Below are 26,075 nucleotides of genomic sequence, written 5' to 3'. Positions count from 1 at the left end.
GCAAATGCAAATAATCGAATCTTCCCAAGAATACGATGTCATCATTGTGGGATCAGGTGCAGGTGGTGGAATGGCCACAAAAATTCTTTCAGAAGCTGGACTAAAAGTTGCCGTTGTAGAAGCAGGACCCTTTTTTGACCCAGCAGATCCAGACCAAATGACACAGCTCAAATGGCCCTATGAATCCCCCAGACGTGGTGCGAGCACAACAAGGCCTTTTGGTGATTTTGATTCTGCCTATGGTGGATGGGATATTGATGGAGAACCCTATACCAAGGAAAAAGGAACCGATTTTAAGTGGTTCCGTTCCCGTATGCTAGGAGGTCGAACCAATCACTGGGGAAGAATTTCACTTCGTTTTGGGCCAAACGATTTTAAGAGAAAGAATATCGATGGTTTAGGAGACAACTGGCCTATTGGGTATGAAGATGTAAAACCTTACTACGATAAGGTCGATAAACTGATTGGGGTTTTTGGCACCAATGAAGGGCTTCCAAATGATCCAGATGGTTTTTTCCTTCCCCCGCCAAAACCAAGGTTGCACGAGTTATACTACATCAAGGGAGCGCGAAAGTCCAACATTCCTGTCTATCCATCCCGGATGTCTATGCTTACAAAAAAAATAAACAATGATCGCGGTGTATGCTTTTATTGCGGCCAGTGTTCAAGAGCATGTCAGGTTTATGCCGATTTTTCAGCCGGTACTTGCCTTATTTTCCCGGCACAGAAAAGCGGTGGACAAATAGACCTTTTTGTCAATTGCATGGTACGCGAGGTGACAACCAACGATGAGGGTAAAGCCACTGGGGTATCATATATCAACAAAGAAGATCGAAAAGAATATAAGCTCAAGGGAAAAGTAGTTGTTTTGGCTGCTTCTGCCTGTAGTTCTGCTAGAATTTTATTGAATTCAAAAAGCAAGCAACATCCAAATGGATTGGGGAATAGCAGCAATGTGATGGGGAAATACCTTCACGATTCCACAGGAAGTAATCTAATGGGTTTTATCCCTGACCTTATGAACAGGCAAACCTACAACGAAGATGGTGTTGGGGGTATGCACGTATACACCCCGTGGTGGCTTGAGAACGAAAAACTCGATTTCCCAAGGGGGTATCATATTGAAATGTGGGGTGGTTTGGGCATGCCCAGTTACGGATTTGGCTTCAATCCAAATGCATTAAATCAATTTTTTGGCTTGCCCGTTGGAGGATATGGAGATGGTCTGAGAAAAGATGTTAAAAAATATTATGGCTCGGTCATCGGGATGGCTGGACGAGGTGAATCTGTGGCCCAAGAAAGCAACTACTGCGAAATTGATAACACCAAGGTGGACGAATATGGTATTCCGGTGCTAAAGTTCCATTATAAATGGACCGACCATGAAATAAAACAGGTCAAGCACATGCAGGATACTTTTGAAGAGATCATCCACAATATGGGCGGACAGGTTCTTGGACAAAAAGCTGGAAAAGATGCAAACTATGGTATTTTGACTCCAGGTGAGATCATACATGAAGTGGGAACAACTCGTATGGGTGATAACAAGAAGACTTCCGTGGTAAATAAATACCAGCAAATGCATGACGTGGACAACGTTTTCATTGTTGATGCCGGACCTTTTGTATCGCAAGCGGATAAAAACCCAACATGGACCATTTTAGCCTTGGCCTGGAGAGCATCTGATTATATCGTTGAAGAACTAAAAAAGCAAAACATTTGATCATGGATAGAAGAAAAAGTTTAAAATCAATTTTGTTAGGTGGTGTTGCCAGCGGATTGGCTGTCCATGGATGCAAACCAAAATCTGAAGCCGTAAATGAGGAAATTGTTCCGCTTAAAAGTTATACCTATGGTAGAACAACAAAGGAAAAGGAACGTGATCAAGAGCTTTTGGAAGAGGTCTTTTTTAATGAGCATGAAATGGGAACCATTGCCATTCTCTGTGATTTAATTCTACCTGCCACCGGTGAGTACGGAAGCGCAACAAATGCCGAAGTACCGGATTTTATTGAATTCATGGTAAAAGATATCCCAGAACTACAAATCCCGTTACGTGGAGGATTGATGTGGCTGGATCATAAGTGCAATACCGATTACAATATCATGTTCAAATCAGCTACCGAGGAACAGCAAAAAGCTATATTGGATACCATTGCCTTCCCCAACCCCGAAATTCCGGAGCAGGAGCAACCTTTGGAAGTCCAGTTTTTTTCAACAATGCGAAATTTGACGGTTTCAGGATACTACACAACCAAAATGGGGATTGAAGAATTGGGATACAAGGGCAATATGCCCAATGTGTGGAATGGTGTACCGGACGAAGTACTTGCCAAACATGATGTGTCATACGATGATGAGTGGTTGGCAAAATGTGTGGATCAGAGCAAGAGGGCTGTCATTGCAGAATGGGATGAAAATGGAAATCTGTTGACCTAATCCCGAATCATGGTAAATTGTTCGAAAAACCTTGTTGAAACAAATTAAATTTTAACGATATTTGCCCGCAAATTCCAAAAGGCCCACGTGGTGGAATTGGTAGACACGCTACCTTGAGGGGGTAGTGTTCGAAAGGACGTGCTGGTTCGACTCCAGTCGTGGGCACTGAAACCCTGTATCTGCAGGAGTTTATCATTTAAGGGGCGAATTAGAGCAAGAAAACTCTAGTTGGTCCTTTTTTTAGTATCTGCAGGCTTAGATTCCTCAATTCCTTTTTCCATCGTTTGATTTTAGGTCCTCCCAGCTAAGGTTCTTAACAAAATAGCCGAAAATATTTACAAATCTATAACGATTAAGAGCACAAAATTCCTATCTTGTTAGTTCCTAATCCAACCTCATGCAAAAACACCTAAAAAACCAGATTTACGGATCTATTGGCATCGTTTTACTTACAGTTTTGTTCGTTCTTTTTAAGATTTTGACTGAAAAATAGCTGTCCATAGACTGTTCCGCTATCCCATATCCAGCTTGTAAAACTTATAAAAAATACAGGTTGTATGGCGTGCTATTTTCCATTTTTAAGGTTGGCATCACTAAATGCAGTCTGATTTGTCACTCACCAATTTCAAATCCAAAAAATACTTGAGAAGATAAATACTCTTGTCCTTAGAGCAGAGATTTTGAAATGATTAAGTTCAGTGAAGGAAATCTGGACTTTTCGTTTTTTTTCTTGTGCAAGCATTATTGCACATCCGCACTATCGTTATGGCCTAAATGCATTCCTGGCTAATGTTGTAGTTCTTTCAACTTGGCCTAGTCAAACCTCTTCTATTATGCTGTAATGAATACGAATCCTTGGTTGCCCTTGCTTATATGTTAACCAAAAACTATTTCCCCCATCATTCCCAAGGATTTTTACTTACTGTGGGGAACTAAATATTTGTCCGAGTTATCTGACTTCGGCGCGTGAAATAAAGCATTCCATGGAATCTTTACAAATTTTATGACAATAAATTAGGTCAACTCTGATTAAATCGTAAATTTGTTTAACGTTTATACCGAAAAGATGAACAATGTTAAAGCTTCCTTTAGTATCCGAGATATGGAAAACCTATCGGGAATAAAGGCACATACCATTAGAATCTGGGAAAAAAGATATAATCTGTTCACTCCTGAACGCACAGACACAAACATCAGAACGTATAGCATAGGAAGTCTTCAAAAGTTGTTAAATGTCACTTTGCTCTATAATAATGGTTATAAGATTTCCAAAATAGCCAAGATAGAGGAAGCCCAAATACCCGTAATGGTACGGGAAATCGTTTCGAAAAACAGTGAAAAAACCCATGCTATCAATGCTTTTAAATTAGCTATGGTAAATTTTGACCAGACACTGTTCTTGAATACCTACAGTAGTTTGCTATCTGAAAAATCGTTTAGGGAGATTTTCTCGGACGTTTTTATTCCATTGTTGAACGAACTTGGACTTCTGTGGCAGACTGACACCATAAGCCCAGCGCATGAGCATTTTATTACGCATTTGATCAAACAAAAACTGTTTGTCAATACAGAAAAGCTTCAAATGGTGGAACCAACCAAGAAGGATAAGGTTTTTGCACTTTTTTTACCAGAAAACGAAATCCATGAACTCGGATTGCTATATATCAACTACGAAATAACTCTCAGGGGTTACAAGTCGATTTACCTGGGACAGACCATGCCCATTGAAAGTTTAGAGGATTTATTAAAATATTACGACAATCTGACTTTCCTATCCTATTTCACGGTCTCACCTACCAAGGATGAACTGGATTCGTACTTCGAAAAATTCTCTAAAACACTAAATCAATCAGGAAATTCCAATTTGTATGTATTGGGCCATCAAATCCAGTATGTCGATTTGGGCAATCTTCCTGAAAATATTAAAGTATTCGATTCCCTGGAACAAGTTGTCAGCACTTTATAAGGGAATTCCATTCAAAAAATGAAAAAAGTAATTGTCATAGGTTCGGGCTTTTCCTCGCTCTCCGCGGCTTGCTATCTAGCGCAAGCTGGCTTTCAGGTGGAAGTTTTTGAAAAGAATTCCACCGTTGGTGGGAGGGCCAGACAATTTAAAAAGGATGGGTTTACCTTTGATATGGGTCCCAGTTGGTACTGGATGCCCGATATCTTTGACAAATTCTTTGCTGATTTTAATAAAAAAACCTCTGATTACTACCAGCTTGATAAATTAGATCCAGCGTATAAAATTTTCTTTAAGGATGACACCATCACCATTGGTGATTGCATGGAAAAAATATGTGAGGAGTTCGAACGGGTTGAATCAGGCAGCGCCGTTAAACTTAAAAGCTTTATCAACAAAGCGCAGGACAATTATGACATTGCCATCAACAAGGTAGTGCTTCGTCCAGGTCTATCTCCTTTGGAGTTAGTAACCAAAGAAACGATACTGCGGGTGGATCAGTTTTTTAAAACCATAAGCCATGAAGTTCGGAAAAGGTTCAAAAACCCAAAGTTAGTTTCCGTTTTGGAGTTTCCAGTACTTTTCTTGGGTGCTAAACCCAGTAAGACACCCTCTTTTTATAGCTTCATGAATTTTGCCGATTTCGGCTTGGGTACGTGGCATCCAAAGGGTGGAATGTACCAGATTATCATGGCCATGGCAAGTTTGGCCGCTGAACTTGGGGTGAAATTCCATACGGACAGCCCTGTCAGCGAAATTCAGGTTGATCATGGTAAAGTAAAGGGAATTCATAGTTTTGGACAAGATCATGAAGCAGATCTAGTTGTCAGCGGAGCTGATTATCATCATTCAGAAAGTTTATTGCCAAAAAAATATCGTCAATATTCTGAAAATTATTGGGACAATCGAATCTACGCTCCATCATCACTTTTATTTTATGTCGGTTTCAATAAAAAACTACCACAGGTCAAGCACCATAACCTCTTCTTTGACACAGATTTTAACCAGCATGCTATTGAAATTTATGACAATCCACAATGGCCAAGCGAACCTCTGTTTTATGCCAATTTTCCCTCTGTAACAGATTCTACAATGGCTCCGAAGGGATGCGAAACTGGTTTTTTTCTGGTTCCAATTGCTCCAGGTTTACAAGACACTCCAGTGTTAAGAAATCAATATTTTGATATTGTGATGGATCGGTTCGAACAACATACAGAAAAAGGAGCCAAAAAATCCATTATCTTTAAAGAGAGCTTTTGTGTTAAAGACTTTATTGAACAATACAATTCTTATAAGGGCAACGCCTATGGTATGGCAAATACATTGCGTCAAACCGCCTTTTTAAGACCTAACCTCAAGAGTAGCAAAGTAGAAAATTTGTTTTTTACAGGTCAGCTCACTGTTCCCGGTCCGGGTGTTCCACCTTCGTTGATTTCCGGAAAATTGGTGGCAGATCTGATAACTAAAAAAGCTTAAGCCCATGAAAACTATTTTTGACCGTGTTTCCTACGATTGCAGTAAAATTGTGACGCAATCTTATAGCACATCTTTCGCTTTGGCAACAAAGATGTTATCAGCCTCCATACGAAAGGATATTTACAATATTTATGGTTTTGTGCGCTTTGCAGATGAAATTGTGGATACTTTTCACGATTATAATAAGAAAGAGTTATTTGAGAGTTTTGAGGCTTCATTGGAGGCTGCAGTACAAAATAAAATAAGTCTAAACCCCATTTTAAACTCTTTTCAGCATACCTATCACAAATACGATATCCCACATCATCTTGTAGCGTCCTTTATGAAGAGTATGCGAATGGATTTGACCAAAAAGAAGTACACTACCTATGAGGAGTACAAGGAATATATTTATGGGTCTGCGGATGTAGTTGGTTTAATGTGTCTTTGTGTTTTTGTCAATGGTGATAAGGAACAATATAATGAGTTAAGGGAATCTGCAATGGCCTTGGGTTCTGCCTTTCAAAAAGTGAATTTTTTGAGGGATTTAAAAGCCGATTTTGAGGATTTGGACCGCACTTATTTTCCCAATACCAATTTAATGGAGCTGGACGAAGCTTCTAAAAAAAGAATTGTAGACGAAATCAAGGCTGATTTTGCTGTCGGGTATTCCGGTATTGTAAAACTTCCGGAACAGGCCAAGTTTGGCGTATATACGGCTTATCGCTATTATAAAAAACTGCTTCAAAAGCTACAGAGTACTCCACCACTCGAAATAAAAAATACACGAATCCGTGTTCCAAACTATCAAAAATTCGGACTTTTGGCGGAATCTTATGTCAACTACAAATTACAATTGCTCTAAATGAAAATTTTCCTCTGGATATTGATTTTTCTTGGCACCTTTTCCATTATGGAATTCATGGCATGGTTTACCCACAAGTACGTGATGCATGGGTTTTTATGGAGTCTTCACAAAGATCATCATAAAAAAGACCATGATTCATGGTTTGAGCGGAATGATGCTTTTTTTATCTTCTATGCAGTGGTAAGTATGGTATGTTTCTATTCCGGGGCAGAAACCGATTTTTGGTACGGTTGGCCACTGGGGTTTGGTATTCTAGCCTATGGTATCGCCTACTTTTTGGTTCATGATATTTTTATCCACCAACGTTTTAGACTGTTTCGAAATGCCAATAATTGGTATGCACGTGGGGTACGAAGGGCACATAAAATCCATCATAAACATTTAGGAAGAAAAGATGGGGAATGTTTCGGAATGTTGGTCGTACCCTTTAAGTATTTCAAAAAATAAAGCTATTCTTCCAAAAGCTGGTCCAACAGATTTCTGATACCTACTGAATTCCAGTCGGCAGCACCTTTTTCATCAACTACAATTTTACCAGATTTGTTTAGAACAAAGGTAGCCGGTATGCTTCTGGAAAAAAATTCATCGGGAGTCCGGGAGTTCTCAGCATAAACAGGTAAACTGTACCCTTTCTTTTCGAGAAACCGTTTTACTTTTTCAGTTTCCTCATTGGTAACAAAAACAAAATTCACCTTGTCCCCATAATCGTTATGAAGTTTTTCAAGACTCGGAAGTTCAGCCACACAGGGAGGGCACCATGTCGCCCAAAAGTTGACCAAACTCACCTCTCCCTTTTTGGATACGAAATTCATTTGACCTCCTTCAACATCCATTAAACTCCAATTATAATCCGTCAAAGTTTTTTGTTTTCCAGCCTCAACAATATCGGCATCCATGGCAAAAATCTTTCCCACAAAAACCCGGGCATGAAAGCCCACAGGCGTAAACACAATTAAAATAATAGCTAAGATCCAAACGGCATTGCTCAGCTGTTCTTTAGTAAATTTCATTCAATTATTCGGCAATCAATTCGTCCAATAGGTCATATACCTTGGTCGTACTCCAGTCCGCAATCTTTCGTTTATAGATCACAATATTTCCAGATTTATCAATAAGATAAGAAGAAGGTACTTCATCTGGATTGATGGGCGTTTTTTCACCTATGATCAAATAGGTGACTGGGAAAGTGAATCCATTTTTTGTCATGAACTCTTCAACAGGAGGTCTATTTTCATTGGTAATGATATAAAAATCCATTTTGCCCTTGTAGGTATCGTACAGTTCCTGAATACTAGCCAATTCAGCTTCACTGGGCAATCGCCAAGAAGCCCATAGATTTATAAAAATGACATTGCCCTTTGATTTCTCAAAATTGAAAAAGTTCCATTCCGCGTCTTTGAGCTTCCAATCATAATCTGTGATTTTCTCACGCTTTGACTCTTCTATGATCGGCGGTGATGAAGCAAATATCCTGTTCAATAGAATCTTACCATAATGTCCTAAACCTAGTGGGGAGATAAAAAAGGAAAGTACGAATAGAATAAGTACGACATTAAGAACCGTTTTTTTACTGATTTTCATTAGGTTAGGATTTGGTTAAAACTAAAAAACTCCTGATACAATATCAGGAGTTTCTTTGAATTATCCGAAAGGTATTTTATGCATTCTCTTTTTTGATCACATTTAATGCAGAACCTTCTTTGAACCAATGAATTTGTGATTCATTATACGAATGGTTAGCAACTATGGTGTCCTTGCTTCCATCCGCATGTATCACCTCCAATGTTAAAGGTTTCCCTGGAGCAAATTCAGCAATGTCAACAAAGTTGAACGTGTCATCTTCTTGAATTAAATCATAATCACTTTCATTGGCGAAGGTCAATCCCAACATACCTTGTTTTTTCAAGTTGGTCTCATGAATCCTAGCAAAAGACTTGACCAATACCGCTGCAACACCCAAATGACGAGGTTGCATTGCAGCATGCTCTCTTGAAGAACCTTCCCCATAATTGTGATCTCCAATCACTATGGTCTTGATTCCTTCTTTTTTATAAGCCCTTTGCGCATCAGGAACAGCTACGTATTCCCCTGTCAATTGGTTCTTGACAAAATTTGTTTGCTTGTTGAATGCGTTGACAGCACCAATCAGGGTGTTGTTTGCTATATTATCCAAATGTCCACGATACCTCAACCAAGGGCCTGCCATTGAAATATGGTCCGTAGTGCATTTACCGAAAGCTTTGATCAAAAGTTTAACACCTTGCAGACTTTCCGTCGATATGGGAACAAATGGCTCCAATAACTGAAGTCTTTCGGAAGTAGGAGAAACCACAACCTGAACCCCGCTACCATCTTCCATAGGCGCGATGAAACCAGCATCTTCTACTGCAAAACCTTCTGGTGGCAACTCGTACCCTCTTGGCTCGTCCAGCATCACTTCTTCGCCATCTTCATTGATCAATTTATCGCTGACCGGATTAAAATCCAACCTTCCAGCAATGGCAATAGCCGTAACCAATTCAGGAGAGCCTACAAAAGCTAAGGTATTTGGGTTTCCATCAGCACGCTTAGCAAAGTTTCTATTGAAGGAATGTACAATGGTGTTTCTTGGTCCATCCGCTGCCTTGTCCCCGTAGCGATCCCACATTCCAATACAAGGTCCACATGCATTCGCAAACACTGTGGCGCCTATAGCATCGAATGTATCAATAAATCCATCCCTTTCGATGGTATATCTTACCTGTTCTGACCCAGGTGTTATTGTGAATTTTGATTTAGTCTTTAGGTTTTTATCCGAGACCTGTTTTGCCAATGATGCAGCTCTTGAAATATCTTCATAGGAAGAGTTGGTGCAAGACCCTATTAATCCCACTTCAACGTTCAAAGGCCAATCGTTTGCTTTGGCCGCTTCGCTCATCCTTGAAATTGGTGTTGCCAAATCTGGAGTAAAAGGTCCATTCAAGTGTGGTTCCAATTCATTCAAGTTGATTTCAATCACTTGATCAAAATATTGCTCAGGATTGGCATAGACTTCAGCATCAGCTGTCAAATGCTCTTTTACCTCTAAAGCTGCATCCGCAACATCTGCTCTGTCTGTGGCTCTCAAATAGCGATCCATAGACTCATCATATCCAAAGGTGGAGGTTGTTGCACCTACCTCAGCTCCCATATTACAAATGGTTCCTTTTCCGGTACAGGACATAGAAGTTGCCCCTTCACCGAAATATTCAATTATAGCACCTGTACCACCCTTTACGGTAAGAATATCAGCTACTTTGAGTATCACGTCTTTTGGAGCGGTCCAACCCGAAAGTTTCCCGGTCAATTTTACTCCGATCAATTTCGGGAATTTCAATTCCCAAGCCATTCCGGCCATAACATCCACAGCATCGGCACCACCAACACCAATGGCCACCATACCCAATCCTCCGGCATTCACGGTATGTGAATCTGTCCCGATCATCATACCACCAGGGAAAGCATAGTTTTCCAATACAACTTGGTGTATAATTCCAGCTCCTGGCTTCCAAAAACCAATTCCATACTTATTGGATACGGATTCCAAGAAGTCAAAAACCTCATTACTGGTCTCGTTTGCTCTTTTTAAATCCGCACTGGCACCAACCTTTGCTTGAATAAGGTGGTCACAATGTACAGTGGTAGGAACAGCCACCTTGGGTTTTCCGGCATGCATAAATTGCAATAATGCCATTTGTGCAGTCGCATCTTGACATGCCACTCTATCCGGAGCAAAATCTACATAGTCCTTGCCTCGAGCAAACTGTGTGGTTGGGGTTCCTTCCCAAAGGTGTGAATACAATATTTTTTCAGCAAGGGTCAAAGGTCGCCCTACTAGTTCGCGGGCTTTTTCGATGCGCTCCCCCATTGAAGCGTAGACACCCTTGATCATCTTAATGTCAAATGCCATTCTAGATTGGATTTAAGATTTTTACAATTCGGCTAATTTACTAAAATACCTACGATTTAGGAATTAGAATTTGGCAAATAAGTCGGTAGGATTTTGTATTTATAACAATTCTGAAATAATTTTTTCTTCAGAAATGCCTTCGGCCTCGGCTTTATAGTTTTTTAATATCCTGTGCCTTAAAACTCCCATAGCAATTGCCTTAACATCTTCAATGTCCGGAGAAAACTTCCCATGGATAGCTGCATGGGCCTTTGCTCCCAACACTAAATTTTGGGATGCACGGGGTCCAGCACCCCAATCCACGTAGTTGTTCACAAAATCTAAAGACCCTTCCATGCGGGGTCTGGTCTTGTTTACCAATCTAACGGTGTAATCTATCACATTCTCGGGCACAGGTATTCTTCGTACCAAATGTTGTACTTCAATTATCTCCTCAGCACTAAAAAGGGTATCCAGTTGCACTTCATCATCCGTTGTCGTGGATTTTACTACTTGAATCTCCTCAGCAATGGAGGGGTATTTTAATTCGATAGCGAACATAAAACGGTCCAATTGTGCTTCCGGTAAGGGATAGGTTCCCTCTTGTTCAATAGGATTTTGTGTTGCTAATACAAAATAGGGCATATTTAATTTATACTGCTGACCAGCAATGGTCACTGCCTTTTCCTGCATTGCTTCCAAAAGCGCCGCTTGGGTCTTGGGAGGTGTTCTGTTGATCTCATCTGCAAGGATGATGTTCCCAAAAACAGGACCTTTTATAAATTTAAAGTTTCGATTCTGGTCCAGAACTTCACTCCCCAAAATGTCACTTGGCATTAAATCTGGTGTAAACTGGATTCTTTTAAAATCAAGTCCCAAGGTTTGGGCAATAGTGTTTACCATTAAAGTTTTAGCCAATCCAGGTACTCCAATCAACAAAGAATGTCCACCTGTATAAATGGAAAGTAAAATCTGTTCAATTACCAAATCTTGGCCAACTATGACCTTGGCAATTTCATTTTTAAGCGCTTGGTGCTTCTTTACCAGGTTTTCAACCGCAACAACGTCTGACATATATATTTACTCCTTTACCCATTTATTTGCAAAATCGCAACCCCTGTTTTCAGTGTTTACATGGATATAAGTGTCTTCGATATGCTCGTTCATCCACTCTTTAATGGCATTAAATTGCTTTTCTCTTAATGCCAACTCTTGAATCTTGATATAGTCTTTTGCAAAATCCGCCGTATGCTCGTCATAGCGGTTGGAGATCTTCATAATCTTAAACTTGGGCGCTCCTCCCCTTTCGTCATTTTCTCGTATCGGTTTTGAAATTTCCTCGTCTTTGAGGTTCCGAACCTGATTATATAGGGTTGGATCCATTTTGGTCAACTCAAATCGAGAATCAAAGTTGATAGGATTACGAAGCAATCCACCATCAAACTTGGTTTCTTTTTCTTCGGAAAAGTTCAATGCAGCTTCGGCAAAGGTGTATTTTCCATCCAAAATTTGTTGACGAATAGTATCCAATTCTTTAACCGCAGTGTCTATTGCACTTTGAGGTATTTCAGGAATTAAAAGAATATGCCTTAAATCAACTTCCTGCCCTCTTATTTTTTCTATATAAATGATATGATATCCAAAATCTGTTTCAAACGGTTCCGAAATTTCACCTTCCTGTAAACTAAAGGCAACATCCTTGAATTCTTTTACGAAAGGAGTCTCACGGGTCATGCTATAAAATCCTCCCTTAGATTTTGAACCTGGATCCTGGGAATATAAAATGGCCTTTACATTGAAACTAGCGTCATTTTCCTCAACATCCTGCTTTATTTGCTTCAATCTGTCTATGACCTTCTGCTTTTCCGAATCTGGAGCTGTCGGTTGTTTAACAATTTGGGCTATTTCCAACTCTGCTCCAAAAACGGGTCGCTCGTTTTCAGGAATTTTGCCAAAAAACTGGCGAACCTCCTCTGGAGTCACCTCAATCTCCTCAACTATGTTGCCCTGCATCTTCTCCGAAAGCATACGAAGCTTATTAATCTCAAAAAGCTCTGTTCTAAAACTTTCGATATCCTGCTTTTTATAGAATTTCAATACTTTTTCAATGGATCCCACTTGGGCTGTCAATTGTTGAATCTGTCTATCACTTTGTGCATTCACTTGATCATCGGATACCAAGAGACTGTCCTGCACCGCTTGGTGCGCATATAAACGATCTTCCATCAACTTACCAAGTACTCCGCAACGGGTAAAATCGGCCGTGGAGGCACCCTGACTCTTTAGGTCAATAAATGTTTTTTCAATATCCGATTCAAGGATAACATAGTCTCCGATCACTGCAGCAATACCATCCAATTTCACTTTTGTAGTCGCCTCAGTGCTATCTTTTTCCACCAATGCCTGGTCGCTTTCCTGCGCGCTGACCAATCCAGCAACGGCAAACAATGCCATTGAAAGCAGTTTCTTACTCATTTTTTTCATAAACCTCGAATTCGTTCTTCTTTGTTGCTTCGTCAATAATTTCAGTTTCCAGCTTTCTTACGTAATCCAACCTTCGTCGATTTAAAATCAGCTGTTTGATATCAGGTGAAATATATTCAAATGGCGCTGTGTCATTGATTTCCAATACATCACGCACTCTTCCCAAATATACCCCTAAGGAATCTTCCAATTCAAAAAATTGTGATTTTTTTAAGTAGTCGGCCTCATTTATAGAGGAAAGAGCTGGTATTTGTTCAATTACCCGGGATGTGCTTACCCAAATGGAATCGTTAAAATGTATCTTTTTGAACTGGACGGCAATGGAATCCAAGTATTGTTTATCCTCGTCTTTCCATTCCTTCATTTTTGCGATTACCTCATCCTTGTCCAAAAATTGTGGAGGTAGTGTTACAAACCGCAATTGCACCAATTTCTCGTTCAGCTTAAAATTTTCCTTCTCCTTTTCGTAATAAGACCTAAGCTGTGAAGTGGTCACCGCGGTGTCTTGGGCTTGGAGTACCAGGGCCTCAACGTAGGCACGGGTGTACAAATCAGCTCGATAATCTTCAACCAAGCGATCAAACTCGGCCAATTCATCTTCTGGTAGATTGATTTTAGATTTGGAGAGCAACAACTGTTTTGAGGCCCAGTTGTTGATATAATTGTTCACGAACAATGCGCTATCCTGTGGAGACATATCATCCCGAATAAGCGAGGCGACATCATCTTTATAAAGGTAGATATCCCCAACCCGGGCCAAAGGTTCCTTTTCTGCTTTTTCCCTAAAAATGGAACCGCAAGAACCCAAAAATGCAATAACAATCAAACCTAAAAGAGGTTTCATATTTTTTTGTAGCATAAGCATTCCGCAAAAATAACAATTACATCATGGCTCGCAAGCAGGTTGCTTTCCCATTAACAGATTTTTAGTAGCTCTGTATTCTAATCGCATAAATTATTACATTAGTAAAAAACCAACCAACATGAAGTATACCATAGAAATTGTCATCGACCTCCCGCGTGATGAATTCCTCAAAAAATTGGATAACGCGGAAAATATGAAACATTGGCAACGGGGCCTTGTAAAATATGAGCTCTTGTCTCCAGATCCCAGCCGAGAGGGTGCCCAGATGAGTTTGACATATAAAATGGGAAAACGTGAGTTTGATATGATAGAGACCCTTATAAAAAGAAACCTTCCTGATGAAATGCATACTACCTACGACACCAAGGGAGTACATAATATCCAAAAAAATTACTTTAAAGAAGAAAATGGAAAGACAAGGTGGATTTCTGAAAGTGAATTTCAATTTTCAGGTATCGGAATGAAAATCATGGCTTTTCTTATGCCAGGAGCTTTCAAAAAACAATCGTGCAAGTATCTGGAAGATTTTAAAGCCTTCGCGGAAAATGGCACATCGGTACTAAACACCTAGCAAAATGACAAAAATTTTGGATAGAAAAATAAAAATGATTTGGGATTTCCGTGGGCCTGGAGCTGCTAAAACCGCTGAACATTATAGAAAGCACCTTGAAGAGTTCATCGTTATTGAAGAATTGAAATTCGATATAACCGGTGTGAATCATTTTAGTGACAATCATAGTATTGCGTTCATGGTTGTGGCAGAGTTTGAAATGGAAGAAGCAAGAGAAATTCTTAAACCCCATAGAGGCGAAGTGTATTTGGACGATTTTTAAATGTAAAAAGTGACTATATGTCAAAACGCATTTTCTTTTTACTTACGGCTTTCGGATTACTATACATTGGGTGTCAAAAAGAGGAATCCAAAAATTCTTTGGAAAAAGCACTTGCCTCTGAAAGCCCCTTGATACGAAAAGTAATGGATAGTGTTGATCAATATGAGATCCAAATCCGATACACCCAAATTGACCGGAAAAATGACAGTGTCGAATTCAAGGATTTTGATTTTCAGGTAAACAGGAAAAATTACTTCTATCCAGCCAGTACCGTTAAATTTCCCGCTGCAGTGGCTGCTTTGGAAAAGCTGAATGAAGTGGATTCCCTCTCCATGAATACCTTATTTTACATTGAAGGCGATTCTGTTGAAACCACTTTTGCAAAGGCTATTTCGGAAATATTTGCGGTATCGGACAATGCGGCTAATAACCGCCTGATTGAGTTTTTGGGTCAAGATGCGCTCAACGAAAGGATGTTGAACAAAGGAGTGGCCCCTATTAGAATAGTACATCGTCTTTCCGTACCCGATGCGGATAATGTAACCACAACGCCATTGATCATTTACACAAACGATTCTACCACGGTGGCCAGTAAGCCTATCATAAATACATATCAAACAGCTCTTGGGATTGATAAAATCCAAAAGGGCACCGGCTTTTACGCGGAAGACGAGCTGCAACAGGGTCCTTTTGATTTTTCAATGAAAAATTACTACCCCATCGAGGCGCAGCATGCGCTCTTAAAGCGGATTATTTTTCCTGAGGCTTTTCCACCCGAACAACGATTTAACCTAAGTAACGCTCAGCATGAATTCCTCCTTGAAGCCATGTACACGCTTCCGAAAGATGCAGGTTATGATAGGGAGACCTACTATGATAGCTACGTCAAATTTTTACTTTTCGGAGATTCTGAAGAGCCGATGCCAGAGTATATCAAAATCTACAACAAAGTCGGTTATGCTTATGGAACCCTGACCGATTGCGCCTACATTCAGGATGAAAAGAATGCTATAGATTTTATGGTCACTGCGACCATTTTGGTCAATAAAGATGGTATCTTTAATGATAATGCATACGAGTACGATGCGGTTGGAATACCTTTTTTGGCCCAATTGGGAAGGGAATTGTACCAGTATGAGCTAAATCGTAAGTGATGGAAAAATTAACTTTTGATTGTTTTACGAAAAAAATCTACATAAAGGCTTCGCGAGAAAAACTGTATTGGTGCTGGGGCACCTCAGCTGGAATCACCTCTTGGTTTTTGAGCCATGCCGATTATATCTCCGAATCCGGAACAAAAAGGTCCAGCGAGGAAAACATCCAGGCCGGTGATAGCTACACCTGGCAATGGCACAACTGGGACGGAACGGAAAGTGGAAAGGTACTTAAAGCAAACGGTACAGATTTCTTGGAAATCTCCTTTGCGGACAGCAAAGTTTCCGTGGCCTTGGAAGAGAACGAAAAGGCAACACTGGTCGTTCTAAAACAGTTTGATATTCCAACCGATGATCAAAGTAAACTAAATATCCATCATGGCTGCAGCAACGGATGGACATTTTGGCTGGCCAATTTGAAAGCGCACTTGGAACACGGCATATTATTGAACGAAACCGAATTTGACTTAAGAAACATTCCCTTGTCCGGTTACGAGTTCGTGAATATGTAGTTGGATTATTTTAAATCTACTCCCAATACAAAATCATCAGCGGTGATAAACAGTCGTTTTTCGTCTGTGGAGAATGCGCAATTGGATGTGGCTTCCCCAGTGCGGATTTTTGCTATGGGTTTTGCTTGCTGATTAAAAATCCATACCCCGCCAGGTCCTGTGGCAAATATGTATCCATCGCTATTTATCTTCATCCCATCAGGAAGTCCATGTTCTCCTTCTTTTCCGACCAAATGCGTGGCATCGTAAAAAATCCTCTTGTTTTCAATTTTTCCAGGCTCCAAAACATCAAATTGATACCATACGGAGTGCTTCGGGTCTGAAACGGCCACATATAACTTCTTTTCGTCCGGAGACAACCTAATCCCATTCGGCTTGGTGACTGCACTGTCCAATAAGATTACTTTTTCTTGATTCCCCAAAAAATAAATTCCTTGGTATGCAATCTCTTTGGCTTCATCCTTTTCACGTTCTTCCAAACCATATGGAGGGTCGGTAAAGTAGAGATTTCCGTACGAATCAAAAACACCATCATTGGGGCTGTCAAACCTTTTACCTTCATATGAGCCCACAATGGTTTCAAATTCCGGCTTGGGATCATCCAGTTTCGCATTCATTTTCGCAACTCTACGATCTCCGTGTTGCATGAGCACAAGATTTCCATCATTATCCAGTAAAAGTGCGTTGGAGCCCAATTCACCTCCTCTTGGTTCTTTCCCTGTGTAACCCGAAGGTGTTAGGTAATCGGTAGTTCCTTCTGCATCAACTTTATGGATTTTGTTATTGGGGATATCGGAAAACAGAAGAAATTGTCCGTCCTCAACCCATAGCGGTCCCTCCGACCAGATATATCCTTCTCCCAGAATCTCCATTTTCGCATCCGCATCAATAATTTTCAATGCTTCATCGTCCAAGATTTCCACAAAAGCATCCTCTTTGTATTTTTTTTCAGCCTTTTGAACACAAGCCGAGAAAGCTATCAACACTATTACCAATGAAAAAATTTGTTTGCTGGAAATCATAACATATCAATTTATAAGTTGGGTAATCATAAAAATAATCAACATCGCGGTTACACCAAAAACCAAAGTACCAGCTGTCTGGACCTGGTTTCCTTGTCGAATGTTCATCCCTGTAAGCTGGGTAAACACCCAAAAAAAGCTATCGTTGGCATGCGAAACAACGGCAGAGCCAGCTCCAATGGCCAATACGGTCATCGTTTTCATAAATGGAGCATCCAATCCCAAAGCGGGTAAAATGGGCGCTACAATTGAGGCGGTGGTAATCAATGCCACTGTGGACGAGCCTTGGGTAGTTTTAAGACAGGCTGCCAATAAAAAAGGGAAAAACAATCCAATACGTATATCTGCTAGACCATCCGTGATCACTTCGGCCATTCCAGAATTTTGAAGCATCTTTCCAAAAATACCTCCAGCACCGGTTATCAACAGGATTGGAGCTGCAAGTTTTAGTGCATCTCCCAACCATCCGGAAGCGGAATAAATTTTCTCATCCAACTTTTCAGGCAAAAGCAATGTTAAAATAACCCCTATGAGCAAAGCAATCATTGGAGTCCCTAAAAAAGAAACTACTGGGTACAGCACATTCTCCTTCATTCCAAATTCTGGATAGTCAAATATTGATTTTAGGACGATGAGCAATATGGGTACCACAATGGATAAAAGGGACTTCCATAATTTCGGAAGATGGGATGGATTTTCAATAGTTTCCAAGCGATATGGAATAGAGACTTTTGAAGCCACTTTCTTGGCAAAAATATAACATGTTGTCAAGGACAATAGGCTTACCAGCACCCCCCAACCCACTACACTGCCAAGTTGAGCGTCCAAAATACCTGCCGCGGCTATAGGGCCAGGTGTAGGTGGAACCATGACATGGGTGGCGGTCAAACCCAGCGCCAAAGCGGCTGTTGTCCCAGCATAGGGAACTTTGGCCTTATGCGACAACGCCTTGTTCAGTGAATTCATCATCAAAAAGGCACTATCGGCAAATACCGGAATGGACAGCACATATCCGGTTAACATCATGGCCAGATATACCGACTTTTCACCAATCCATTTTAAAATGGAATTTGCAATGACCAATGCTCCACCTGACTTTTCAAGAATGGTCCCGATCACGACACCAAAAAAGATGATCAATCCGATTTTGCCCATAATCCCCCCAAATCCATCATTGATTGAAGCAATAATCGTGGAAACATCCATTCCAACTAAAAAACCATATCCAATGGCTGCCAAGAGCAATATAAAAAAGGGGTGGATCTTAAATTTAACAATGCCTAAAACGATAAACGTCAAGGCCAATAACAATGCTATTATATATACCATAGGACGGTGTCTAAAGGAGGTATTTTGTTGAGTGTTCCATTATCAAAATCATTCTGGTAAGGCATTACCATTCGGCAAAGCTACCATCGGCATTTCTCCAGACGGGATTGCTCCATTGATGCCCTATTTTTTGGGCTTCTTTTAGTTTTTCTTCATCAATCTTTATTCCCAGTCCCGGTTCTTTCAGCAGAGGAATGTATCCATCCTCTAAATCAAACACTTCAGGATTTTCCATATAATCCAAGAGATCGTAGCCTTTGTTATAATGAATACCCAAACTGCTCTCTTGAATGAATGCATTTATACTGGTAAAATCGATATGCAGTGCCGACGCAAGTGAAATTGGCCCCAATGGACAATGTGGTGCCAAAGCGACATCATACGCTTCGGCCATTGATGCTATTCTTCTTACCTCAGAAATACCTCCTGCATGACTGAGGTCGGGTTGAATAATATCGACTACGCCCCTATGGAGTATCTCTTTGAAATCCCATCTTGAGAACATTCTTTCCCCTGTGGCAATCGGAATGGGACTGTAGGCATATACATGGTCCAATGCCTCGTTATTTTCGGTCAAAACAGGTTCTTCGATAAACATGGGTCGATAGGGTGCCAACTCATCAATCAACGGTTTTACCATTCCCTTGTGCACCCTTCCATGAAAATCAAGTCCGATGTCCAGGTCATCACCAAATTCTTCCCGAAGCATTTGAATGTTCTTGGATACACTTTTTATTTTCTTGGTTGAATCAATCCACTCAAGTGCACCGGTAGCGTTCATTTTCACCGCCTTATATCCTTGTTTCACTTTGGATTGAGCTTGCTCAATGACCACTTCTGGTGTATCTCCACCTATCCAACAATACATTTTCATTTTCTGTCTGACTGCACCACCTAACAACTCATGTACGGGCACACCCAACGACTTTCCTTTAATATCCCAAAGGGCTTGATCAATACCGGCCAGAGCACTCATCAATATTGGACCTCCTCGATAAAACCCACCTCTATACAAAGTTTGCCAGATGTCTTCAATAGAACCTGCATTACGCCCTACAAGATGTTGAGTCAGCTCACGAACACAGGCAGCGACGGTCTCTGCCTTTCCTTCAATAACCGGTTCACCCCACCCTATAATACCGTCTTTTGTGGTAATTTTTAGGAACAACCACCTAGGAGGCACTTTAAAAAGCTCTATGTTCTCAATCTGTACTGGATTCATGAATGTTTTTTAAATGGTCAACAAATCTTGAAGCATTGCGTTCTACCGCTTCCCATTCTCCCAGGGTTTTTATTTCTGATTTAACCAAGGTGCTTCCAACGCCCACGCCGTCTATTCCAGCTTCGAACCATTCTTCCATATTGTCCAGACCAATGCCTCCTACGGCAAAAAACTTAACATCATCATAAGGTCCTTTTAGGGATTTATAGTAAGCTGTCCCCAATTGATTGGCCGGAAAAAGTTTTATAATATCAGCTCCAAAGGCAATTGCGTTGGCAATTTCTGTTGGCGTAAATGCTCCCATGACGACAGGTATATCAGTTTTTTGAGCTTGTTCGATTATCGCTTTATCCGTATTTGGAGTGACCAAGAATTGAGCTCCAGCATCAATGGCAATTTGGGCATTTTCCCGAGTGGTAATTGTCCCTGCCCCTACCAGAATGTTTGGGTACTTCTTTCGTGCCTTGGAAATTTCAATATCAAAATTGGGTGTGTTGGAAGTGATTTCAAGCACTTTAATTCCACCCTTAACGAGATAATCAATGACATGCGAAGTAATCTCCCCATTCCTTAGTCGAATGATGGAAATAATTTTTTCTTCCAACAACTTATGCAGTATTTCCTGTTTTTTCATCGAATTACATGTCCTGATAAATCACCATTCATAATTGAAAAAATTTCGTCCTCCGAACTCGTATGGAGGTCTCCTTTAAGTGTGTGTTTTAATGCGAAAGCGGCTGTGGCAAATTCAATTGCCTTATCCAACTCCCAACTTTTGTCCAAAGCGTGTAAATATGCCGCTGCAAAGGCATCTCCAGCACCAAAGCGATCCTCAACTTGAATCTCATAAGACTTTGAGTTGACCATTTCACTCTTATTCATGGCCATTCCCTGAAGTTTGTTTTGCGATGCCGAATGATGCTCCCTTATGGTAAAGGCTAGATTATCAACACCAAAAAGCGTGTTTGCCTTTAGCATTGCATTTTTTGTTCCCTCAACCGCGTCTGTTCCCGAAAACTGCAAATCATAGACATCCTCCAGCGCTCCCAAATTGGCAAAGATGACATCGGAGCAAGCAATTATTTTGTCAAATATGGTTCTAGCAGCTTTTTTATCTGACCACAGTGTTCTTCTGAAGTTCAGGTCAAAGCTGACTTTCACCCCCATTTCCTTGGCTGTTTGAGCTGCCAGTACGGTTTCTTTCGCGCATTGATTGGATAAGGCTGGTGTTATCCCGGAGAGATGCAACCACTTTTTGTTTTTAAGAATCGTTTTCCAATCAAATTCATCCGACTTTATATCAGCAATGGCAGATCCGGCCCTATCATAAACAACCCTAGAAGGTCTAATCGAAGAACCGAGTTCAATGAAATAGGTTCCCATCCGATTTCCTCCATGCAGAACCTCATCTGTAGCAACACCAAATTTCTGAAGACTTAGCAATGCTGCTTGTCCCATAGGGCTGTGTGGAACCTTGCTTACAAAATCAACCTCGTTTTTTAAGCAGGCCAATGAAACTGCAACATTAGATTCCGCTCCAGCATAACCCACTGAGAATTCATTCGCCAACAATAGCTTATCCTTTTGTTGCGAAGGAGTTAATCTCAACATTATCTCACCAAACGTGACAAATCCCTTCATTGGTTCAGTGCCTTAATATAGTTTTCACGAGTTACCCTCAAATGTTCCTTCATAAAATTCTCGGCCCTTAGCGGATGCTTTTCGACAACGGCATTGGTAATCATTTGATGATAGTGGAGCATTTTCTCTTTTTCTTCTTCCATATCCCCTGTAATTGTCTTTGCGAAAACATTATACTTAAATCTTGGCATGAGATTAAAAATTGGATCGACCAACAAGTGAAGTACAGGGTTTTCAATACAATCCAGCAAAATCCTATGGAACTGATTATCAAGTTCCGCTTCTTTGGCCTTGTTTTCCAATGGACACTGACGCATTTTTTCCATATTCTCCAGTAATAAGGAAATATGGTTCTCCGATCTAATGACCGCGGATTTGGCTGCTATCATGGGTTCAATCATTGCGCGGGAATCGATGGTATGCAGAATTACGTCTTGATCAGATGATAATCCAAAGAAGAGATTCAATGTTTCAGAGGCATTTTGGATACTCATCTCAGACACATAAACCCCGCTCCCCTTTCTGACATCTACAATGCCTTTGGCATTTAATCCCTTTATAGCTTCCCGAACGACGGTTCTGCTGACATTAAAAATAGAGCAAAGTTCATTCTCAGTCGGTATCTTCTGCAAGGGTTGATATTGACCTTTCCTGATGGCCTTTGTCAATTCAGCTTCTACATGACTACTTAATGATTCTCGCTTGGCAATGGGTTCGAACATTAATTTGAAAGATTCAAAATTTATAATACATCATACAAATTTAGAAAAATAGTAGTACCCTAATGTTAAAATTGAGTATATGGTACTTTTAGCTTTCCAAAATCTGGGAAGGCGCCTTCCACTTTCCATTGAAGAGCAAAACTTCATCAAAGTTTATACCCTCAATCGGTTTAAGTAATTCCTTCTCAAAGTCCCATTCAATTTTTCTTCCCAATTTCCAGGACAGTCCGGCCATATGTGCAGATATAGCTTCTTCGAAACCTTCTTTAATACCGCAACTCACCTTTCCGCCATTTTTGATGACACTAAGCCATTCCCTCATATGTAAAAAAGTAGAATCTACCCTAACCCCATCAATATAGGTCCACATCAATCCTTTATCGGCAAAGTATTGGGAGGTAGCCGACGATATCGCATCCGGAACATTTGCTGCAGGGTTATATTGGTAGATTGGGACATTAGGTCTCATTTTTTCAGCTTCCAACATATCTGCATATCTGGTGGATGCAATATCTGGCCAAATAGTGAGTTTATTGCCCAATTCCATTGTGGCATCGTGTCCCATTAAAATGGTTGGCCTTCCAAATGAATTACCGAGGGATGCACTATAACAAAAGGTCATTCCTTTCTCTTTTCCCTTGGCTTGACTACTTCCTGTTGAAAATCTTGGGAATTCCATGTTTACTTGAAGTACATCGGGCACATTTCGCCCATCGTTATGGGTATAAATACCTCCTGAAGCCGAAACCGCATCAGGAATACCCATATTGAGCACACAATTCAACCTATCATAGTCATGTGTCAACAAGTCACCTGAAAGCCCTGAACCATAAGCCCACCACTTACGCCATCTAAAAAAGTGGTTTTTGTTGAAAGGAACTTTCGGAGCAGGCCCTAAAAACTGGTCCCAATCAATAGTCTCGGTACTGGCTTGATCATGAATGTCATAATTCCATGCCCCATTGTCATCATTTCTATTGGTGTTGGTCTGAATCAGTGAAACATGGCCCAAAGTACCTTTTTCAATAATGTCCCGTGCAGTACTAAAACTTAAGGTCTGTCTATGTTGATGCCCCACTTGTAAAATAGCATTGGAGTTCTTCGCCGCCTCTCTTAGTTGGTAGGTTTCTTCAACCGTGTGGGTCATGGGTTTTTCCACATAGACGTGAACATTGTTATTCAAGGCCTCTATGGCCATAGGGGCATGCCAATGATCCGGTGTCGCTATGACAACTGCGTCTATTTCCCCGCTATGAATCATTTCCTTATAGGTCGCATAGCGCTTGACTTTGTTCTCTGAAGTTCCAAAGGACCTCAAAGCCTTTTCGGCCCTAACATCAAAAATATCACAGATTCCGGCCATACGCACGTTGAGCTTATCCTGTTTCAAAAAATCTTCCAGAGCCTTGATGCTGGGGTCTTCTTCTGCCACCAATCTCATTTCTTCCTTCCATTCGTCGGTGGCAAACCCTAAAGACCTGCAGAGTTGCTCTCCTCGGATTCCAAAACCAATGATTCCAATTCGAACTGGATCTCCGCCAATTCCGGGAACAGCCGGTGGCAATGACGGACTAATGTTCAATTGGTTTAAAATTTCAGATCTTTTCTTCTTACGATTGACCACGGAAGCTGCACCCGCCCACCAGAGGGCACCCAAAATGGGAAGTCCTCCTAAACCTTTCAATAAATCTCTTCTAGTCCAGTTCATTGCTGTTGCGTTTGGTTAATATTCCTTTTATAAAAACGACCAAGCCCAAAAAAGTGGGCGGTCGGGTAGTTGTAAATAACGAAGCAGGCCACTAGTTCAATAAGGTTCTTGTTCACCAACCAGTAATTCCCTTCAACATTGACCTGTTGGATTCCGGGAAGCGAAGGGTGAGCTAAGTAATACAGGCATAAAAGACCTATGCCCACCAAAGCTCCTTTCTTTTCAAAAATTCCTAGAATAAAAGTAATTCCTACTACCATAAGCGCAGTAACGTTCAAGGTATCCACCCAATCAATTACAGAGGGAGCGGTTAAGGAATGAAAAATAGATTTGAACGGACCTTGGGCAGAAGCTAAATATCCAAACGAAGTCCATTCTGGATTGTACAACTTTACGATGCCCTCGTACAAAAAGTGCCATCCAATCAAGATTCGCAAAAGTGTAATACTGATTTTGACCCTACGGTCCTGAGCTGTCGCGACCATAACTTGGTGTTTTTGATTAATAAAGAACCTACCAAATCTACAACAAACTCAAAAATACTTCTATGATATTTATCAAATGTAATTAACTAGGAACCAACCGGGACACCATACAAATCAAAGTCCGAAGCTTCCATGATCTTGATATTGGTAAAATCTCCGATTTTCACATAATGCTTGGTCGCATCGATAAGTACTTCGTTGTCAACATCGGGAGAATCAAATTCTGTTCGGCCTATAAAATGGTTGCCTTCCTTGCGATCAATGATGCACCGAAATGTTTTTCCTACCTTTTCTTGGTTCTGCTCCCATGAGATTTGGGACTGCAGTTCCATAATCTCATTCGCGCGTTCCTGTTTAACTTCCTCTGGAACATCATCGGTCAAGGTATAGGCATGGGTATTTTCTTCATGGCTATAGGTAAAACACCCCAACCGTTCAAAGCGCATTTCCTTTACCCATTCCTTCAGGGTCTGGAAATCTTCCTCTGTCTCGCCTGGATATCCAACAATCAAGGTTGTACGTATAGTCATTCCAGGGACTTCTGTCCTAAAATCTTCCAACAATTTTGTGGTTTTTGCCTTGGTCGTACCCCTGCGCATGCTTTTCAGAATAGGGTCGGCTATATGCTGCAAAGGAATATCGATGTAATTGCAAATCTTGGCTTCTCTTTTCATCACTTGCAGCACATCCATAGGAAAACCGGTAGGAAATGCATAATGTAAGCGAATCCATGCTATGCCCTCTACCTTCACCAATGCCTCTAACAATTCGGCAAGGTTTCGTTTTTTGTACAAGTCAAGTCCATAATACGTAAGGTCTTGAGCAATCAAAATCAACTCCTTTACTCCTTTGGCAGCAAGTTTTTCAGCTTCATTTATCAAATCCTCAATGCGCTTGCTTTTATGTTTTCCTCGCATCAACGGAATGGCACAAAAAGAACATGGCCTGTCGCAACCCTCAGCAATCTTTAGATAAGCGTAATTCTTGGGAGTGGTGGTCAATCGTTCCCCAATCAATTCATGTTTATAATCAGCTCCAAGGGCTTTCAACAAATTGGGCAGGTCGCTAGTTCCAAAGTATTCATCCACATTAGGGATTTCCTTTTCCAAATCCGGTTTATAGCGCTCGCTTAGGCAACCCGTTACAAAAACCTTGTCAACATTACCGGCCTCCTTCTTTTGAACATATTCCAGTATGGTATTTACGCTCTCTTCCTTCGCATTGGCAATAAACCCGCAGGTATTGATCACAACCACATTTCCCTCTTCCTCATGGGCCACTTCCTTGTTGTTGGCTCTCAATTGACCCATAAGCACCTCAGAATCGTAAACATTTTTACTGCATCCCAGGGTAACTACATTGATTTTGTTCTTCTTAAGCGATTTTGTCCGCATACCTTTTGTAAATGGAGTGCAAAAATACAATAAGCCTTGCAACTGGTCGATAATAACGCATAATTGTGTTCA

At 40.8% G+C, this 26,075-nt stretch carries 25 protein-coding genes and 1 tRNA gene; 11 read left to right on the top strand and 15 right to left on the bottom strand.

From position 1 onward, the window contains the following. Positions 1–4 precede the first annotated feature (4 nt). The 7 genes from ACULLH_RS16230 (at position 5) to ACULLH_RS16200 (ending at position 7,172) form a co-directional block, all read left to right on the top strand. Complete coding sequence (locus ACULLH_RS16230; RefSeq protein WP_454089802.1) at positions 5–1,723, top strand: GMC family oxidoreductase; 1,719 nt, start codon at positions 5–7, stop codon at positions 1,721–1,723. A gap of 2 nt (positions 1,724–1,725) precedes the next feature. Continuing rightward, positions 1,726–2,439 (top strand): gluconate 2-dehydrogenase subunit 3 family protein, encoded by a 714-nt coding sequence (locus ACULLH_RS16225; RefSeq protein ID WP_454089801.1) that lies wholly within the window; start codon positions 1,726–1,728, stop codon positions 2,437–2,439. A gap of 81 nt (positions 2,440–2,520) precedes the next feature. Continuing rightward, a tRNA-Leu gene (locus tag ACULLH_RS16220) sits at positions 2,521–2,604 on the top strand. 901 nt (positions 2,605–3,505) lie between these two features. Continuing rightward, entirely contained in the window at positions 3,506–4,405 is a 900-nt protein-coding gene (locus ACULLH_RS16215; protein ID WP_454089800.1) for a MerR family transcriptional regulator, read from the top strand. 18 nt (positions 4,406–4,423) lie between these two features. Next, positions 4,424–5,878 carry a phytoene desaturase family protein gene (locus ACULLH_RS16210; protein WP_454089799.1) on the top strand — a complete coding sequence of 485 codons (1,455 nt, stop codon included), beginning with the start codon at positions 4,424–4,426 and terminating at the stop codon, positions 5,876–5,878. 4 nt (positions 5,879–5,882) lie between these two features. Beyond that, positions 5,883–6,722, top strand: coding sequence for a phytoene/squalene synthase family protein (locus tag ACULLH_RS16205; RefSeq protein ID WP_454089798.1), 840 nt, complete (start codon positions 5,883–5,885; stop codon positions 6,720–6,722). After that, positions 6,723–7,172, top strand: coding sequence for a beta-carotene hydroxylase (locus ACULLH_RS16200; protein WP_454089797.1), 450 nt, complete (start codon positions 6,723–6,725; stop codon positions 7,170–7,172). Positions 7,173–7,174: 2 nt separating this feature from the next. Here the strand turns inward: ACULLH_RS16200 and ACULLH_RS16195 are convergent, their stop codons facing one another. The 6 genes from ACULLH_RS16195 to ACULLH_RS16170 form a co-directional block, all read right to left on the bottom strand. After that, on the bottom strand, positions 7,175–7,735 hold the full coding sequence (locus ACULLH_RS16195; protein ID WP_454089796.1) for a TlpA family protein disulfide reductase: 561 nt from the start codon (positions 7,733–7,735) through the stop codon (positions 7,175–7,177). Between the two features lie 4 nt (positions 7,736–7,739). Continuing rightward, complete coding sequence (locus ACULLH_RS16190) at positions 7,740–8,306, bottom strand: TlpA family protein disulfide reductase (protein WP_454089795.1); 567 nt, start codon at positions 8,304–8,306, stop codon at positions 7,740–7,742. Between the two features lie 76 nt (positions 8,307–8,382). Beyond that, positions 8,383–10,653 carry an aconitate hydratase gene (locus ACULLH_RS16185; protein WP_454089794.1) on the bottom strand — a complete coding sequence of 757 codons (2,271 nt, stop codon included), beginning with the start codon at positions 10,651–10,653 and terminating at the stop codon, positions 8,383–8,385. Positions 10,654–10,752: 99 nt separating this feature from the next. Then, a complete protein-coding gene (locus ACULLH_RS16180; protein ID WP_454089793.1) occupies positions 10,753–11,706 on the bottom strand; it encodes an AAA family ATPase in 954 nt (317 codons plus the stop codon). A 6-nt stretch (positions 11,707–11,712) separates the two neighbouring features. Continuing rightward, positions 11,713–13,107 (bottom strand): peptidylprolyl isomerase, encoded by a 1,395-nt coding sequence (locus tag ACULLH_RS16175; protein WP_454089792.1) that lies wholly within the window; start codon positions 13,105–13,107, stop codon positions 11,713–11,715. Next, on the bottom strand, positions 13,100–13,960 hold the full coding sequence (locus ACULLH_RS16170) for a peptidyl-prolyl cis-trans isomerase (RefSeq protein WP_454089791.1): 861 nt from the start codon (positions 13,958–13,960) through the stop codon (positions 13,100–13,102). The genes ACULLH_RS16175 and ACULLH_RS16170 overlap by 8 nt, the downstream gene beginning before the upstream one ends. A 139-nt stretch (positions 13,961–14,099) precedes the next feature. Here ACULLH_RS16170 and ACULLH_RS16165 point away from each other — a divergent pair, with 139 nt between their 5' ends. The 4 genes from ACULLH_RS16165 to ACULLH_RS16150 are packed head-to-tail and all read left to right on the top strand — an operon-like array spanning position 14,100 to position 16,480. After that, on the top strand, positions 14,100–14,552 hold the full coding sequence (locus ACULLH_RS16165; RefSeq protein ID WP_454089790.1) for an SRPBCC family protein: 453 nt from the start codon (positions 14,100–14,102) through the stop codon (positions 14,550–14,552). A 4-nt stretch (positions 14,553–14,556) separates the two neighbouring features. After that, the gene (locus ACULLH_RS16160) at positions 14,557–14,814 is read left to right on the top strand and encodes a hypothetical protein (protein WP_454089789.1); all 258 of its coding nucleotides are present in this window, start codon (positions 14,557–14,559) and stop codon (positions 14,812–14,814) included. 17 nt (positions 14,815–14,831) lie between these two features. Beyond that, positions 14,832–15,968, top strand: a complete 1,137-nt coding sequence (locus ACULLH_RS16155) for a serine hydrolase (RefSeq protein WP_454089788.1) — start codon at positions 14,832–14,834, stop codon at positions 15,966–15,968. Beyond that, positions 15,968–16,480 carry an SRPBCC family protein gene (locus ACULLH_RS16150; RefSeq protein WP_454089787.1) on the top strand — a complete coding sequence of 171 codons (513 nt, stop codon included), beginning with the start codon at positions 15,968–15,970 and terminating at the stop codon, positions 16,478–16,480. The genes ACULLH_RS16155 and ACULLH_RS16150 overlap by 1 nt, the downstream gene beginning before the upstream one ends. A 5-nt stretch (positions 16,481–16,485) precedes the next feature. Here the strand turns inward: ACULLH_RS16150 and ACULLH_RS16145 are convergent, their stop codons facing one another. The 9 genes from ACULLH_RS16145 to rimO all read right to left on the bottom strand — a co-directional run bounded on the left by ACULLH_RS16145 (position 16,486) and on the right by rimO (position 26,003). Then, complete coding sequence (locus ACULLH_RS16145) at positions 16,486–17,502, bottom strand: SMP-30/gluconolactonase/LRE family protein (RefSeq protein ID WP_454089786.1); 1,017 nt, start codon at positions 17,500–17,502, stop codon at positions 16,486–16,488. A gap of 6 nt (positions 17,503–17,508) precedes the next feature. Next, entirely contained in the window at positions 17,509–18,831 is a 1,323-nt protein-coding gene (locus ACULLH_RS16140; RefSeq protein ID WP_454089785.1) for a GntP family permease, read from the bottom strand. A gap of 64 nt (positions 18,832–18,895) precedes the next feature. Further along, a complete protein-coding gene (gene dgoD / locus ACULLH_RS16135; protein WP_454089784.1) occupies positions 18,896–20,053 on the bottom strand; it encodes a galactonate dehydratase in 1,158 nt (385 codons plus the stop codon). Next, positions 20,034–20,687 (bottom strand): bifunctional 4-hydroxy-2-oxoglutarate aldolase/2-dehydro-3-deoxy-phosphogluconate aldolase, encoded by a 654-nt coding sequence (locus tag ACULLH_RS16130; RefSeq protein ID WP_454089783.1) that lies wholly within the window; start codon positions 20,685–20,687, stop codon positions 20,034–20,036. The genes dgoD and ACULLH_RS16130 overlap by 20 nt, the downstream gene beginning before the upstream one ends. Beyond that, the gene (locus tag ACULLH_RS16125; protein ID WP_454089782.1) at positions 20,684–21,694 is read right to left on the bottom strand and encodes a PfkB family carbohydrate kinase; all 1,011 of its coding nucleotides are present in this window, start codon (positions 21,692–21,694) and stop codon (positions 20,684–20,686) included. The genes ACULLH_RS16130 and ACULLH_RS16125 overlap by 4 nt, the downstream gene beginning before the upstream one ends. After that, entirely contained in the window at positions 21,691–22,416 is a 726-nt protein-coding gene (locus ACULLH_RS16120) for a FadR/GntR family transcriptional regulator (RefSeq protein WP_454089781.1), read from the bottom strand. Before ACULLH_RS16120 ends, ACULLH_RS16125 begins: the two co-directional genes overlap by 4 nt. A gap of 88 nt (positions 22,417–22,504) precedes the next feature. Further along, positions 22,505–24,124 carry a Gfo/Idh/MocA family protein gene (locus tag ACULLH_RS16115; protein WP_454089780.1) on the bottom strand — a complete coding sequence of 540 codons (1,620 nt, stop codon included), beginning with the start codon at positions 24,122–24,124 and terminating at the stop codon, positions 22,505–22,507. Further along, complete coding sequence (locus ACULLH_RS16110) at positions 24,121–24,609, bottom strand: DoxX family membrane protein (protein WP_454089779.1); 489 nt, start codon at positions 24,607–24,609, stop codon at positions 24,121–24,123. The genes ACULLH_RS16115 and ACULLH_RS16110 overlap by 4 nt, the downstream gene beginning before the upstream one ends. Before the next feature lie 86 nt (positions 24,610–24,695). Next, complete coding sequence (rimO, locus tag ACULLH_RS16105) at positions 24,696–26,003, bottom strand: 30S ribosomal protein S12 methylthiotransferase RimO (RefSeq protein WP_454089778.1); 1,308 nt, start codon at positions 26,001–26,003, stop codon at positions 24,696–24,698. Positions 26,004–26,075 lie beyond the last annotated feature (72 nt).

It is taken from the genome of Flagellimonas sp. 2504JD4-2, assembly GCF_053642935.1.
This window is presented reverse-complemented; position numbering and strand designations above follow the sequence as displayed.

Bases quoted from the DNA above. Each gene is read 5' to 3' on its own strand.
- ACULLH_RS16145 (WP_454089786.1), bottom strand. From the start codon at position 17,502: ATGATTTCCAGCAAACAAATTTTTTCATTGGTAATAGTGTTGATAGCT.
- ACULLH_RS16205 (WP_454089798.1), top strand. From the start codon at position 5,883: ATGAAAACTATTTTTGACCGTGTTTCCTACGATTGCAGTAAAATTGTG.
- ACULLH_RS16115 (WP_454089780.1), bottom strand. From the start codon at position 24,124: ATGAACTGGACTAGAAGAGATTTATTGAAAGGTTTAGGAGGACTTCCC.
- ACULLH_RS16160 (WP_454089789.1), top strand. From the start codon at position 14,557: ATGACAAAAATTTTGGATAGAAAAATAAAAATGATTTGGGATTTCCGT.
- ACULLH_RS16230 (WP_454089802.1), top strand. From the start codon at position 5: ATGCAAATAATCGAATCTTCCCAAGAATACGATGTCATCATTGTGGGA.
- ACULLH_RS16185 (WP_454089794.1), bottom strand. From the start codon at position 10,653: ATGGCATTTGACATTAAGATGATCAAGGGTGTCTACGCTTCAATGGGG.
- ACULLH_RS16190 (WP_454089795.1), bottom strand. From the start codon at position 8,306: ATGAAAATCAGTAAAAAAACGGTTCTTAATGTCGTACTTATTCTATTC.
- ACULLH_RS16180 (WP_454089793.1), bottom strand. From the start codon at position 11,706: ATGTCAGACGTTGTTGCGGTTGAAAACCTGGTAAAGAAGCACCAAGCG.
- ACULLH_RS16225 (WP_454089801.1), top strand. From the start codon at position 1,726: ATGGATAGAAGAAAAAGTTTAAAATCAATTTTGTTAGGTGGTGTTGCC.
- ACULLH_RS16125 (WP_454089782.1), bottom strand. From the start codon at position 21,694: ATGAAGGGATTTGTCACGTTTGGTGAGATAATGTTGAGATTAACTCCT.
- dgoD (WP_454089784.1), bottom strand. From the start codon at position 20,053: ATGAATCCAGTACAGATTGAGAACATAGAGCTTTTTAAAGTGCCTCCT.
- ACULLH_RS16140 (WP_454089785.1), bottom strand. From the start codon at position 18,831: ATGGTATATATAATAGCATTGTTATTGGCCTTGACGTTTATCGTTTTA.
- ACULLH_RS16165 (WP_454089790.1), top strand. From the start codon at position 14,100: ATGAAGTATACCATAGAAATTGTCATCGACCTCCCGCGTGATGAATTC.
- ACULLH_RS16195 (WP_454089796.1), bottom strand. From the start codon at position 7,735: ATGAAATTTACTAAAGAACAGCTGAGCAATGCCGTTTGGATCTTAGCT.
- ACULLH_RS16110 (WP_454089779.1), bottom strand. From the start codon at position 24,609: ATGGTCGCGACAGCTCAGGACCGTAGGGTCAAAATCAGTATTACACTT.
- ACULLH_RS16170 (WP_454089791.1), bottom strand. From the start codon at position 13,960: ATGAAACCTCTTTTAGGTTTGATTGTTATTGCATTTTTGGGTTCTTGC.
- ACULLH_RS16200 (WP_454089797.1), top strand. From the start codon at position 6,723: ATGAAAATTTTCCTCTGGATATTGATTTTTCTTGGCACCTTTTCCATT.
- ACULLH_RS16215 (WP_454089800.1), top strand. From the start codon at position 3,506: ATGAACAATGTTAAAGCTTCCTTTAGTATCCGAGATATGGAAAACCTA.
- ACULLH_RS16150 (WP_454089787.1), top strand. From the start codon at position 15,968: ATGGAAAAATTAACTTTTGATTGTTTTACGAAAAAAATCTACATAAAG.
- rimO (WP_454089778.1), bottom strand. From the start codon at position 26,003: ATGCGGACAAAATCGCTTAAGAAGAACAAAATCAATGTAGTTACCCTG.
- ACULLH_RS16210 (WP_454089799.1), top strand. From the start codon at position 4,424: ATGAAAAAAGTAATTGTCATAGGTTCGGGCTTTTCCTCGCTCTCCGCG.
- ACULLH_RS16175 (WP_454089792.1), bottom strand. From the start codon at position 13,107: ATGAGTAAGAAACTGCTTTCAATGGCATTGTTTGCCGTTGCTGGATTG.
- ACULLH_RS16130 (WP_454089783.1), bottom strand. From the start codon at position 20,687: ATGAAAAAACAGGAAATACTGCATAAGTTGTTGGAAGAAAAAATTATT.
- ACULLH_RS16120 (WP_454089781.1), bottom strand. From the start codon at position 22,416: ATGTTCGAACCCATTGCCAAGCGAGAATCATTAAGTAGTCATGTAGAA.
- ACULLH_RS16155 (WP_454089788.1), top strand. From the start codon at position 14,832: ATGTCAAAACGCATTTTCTTTTTACTTACGGCTTTCGGATTACTATAC.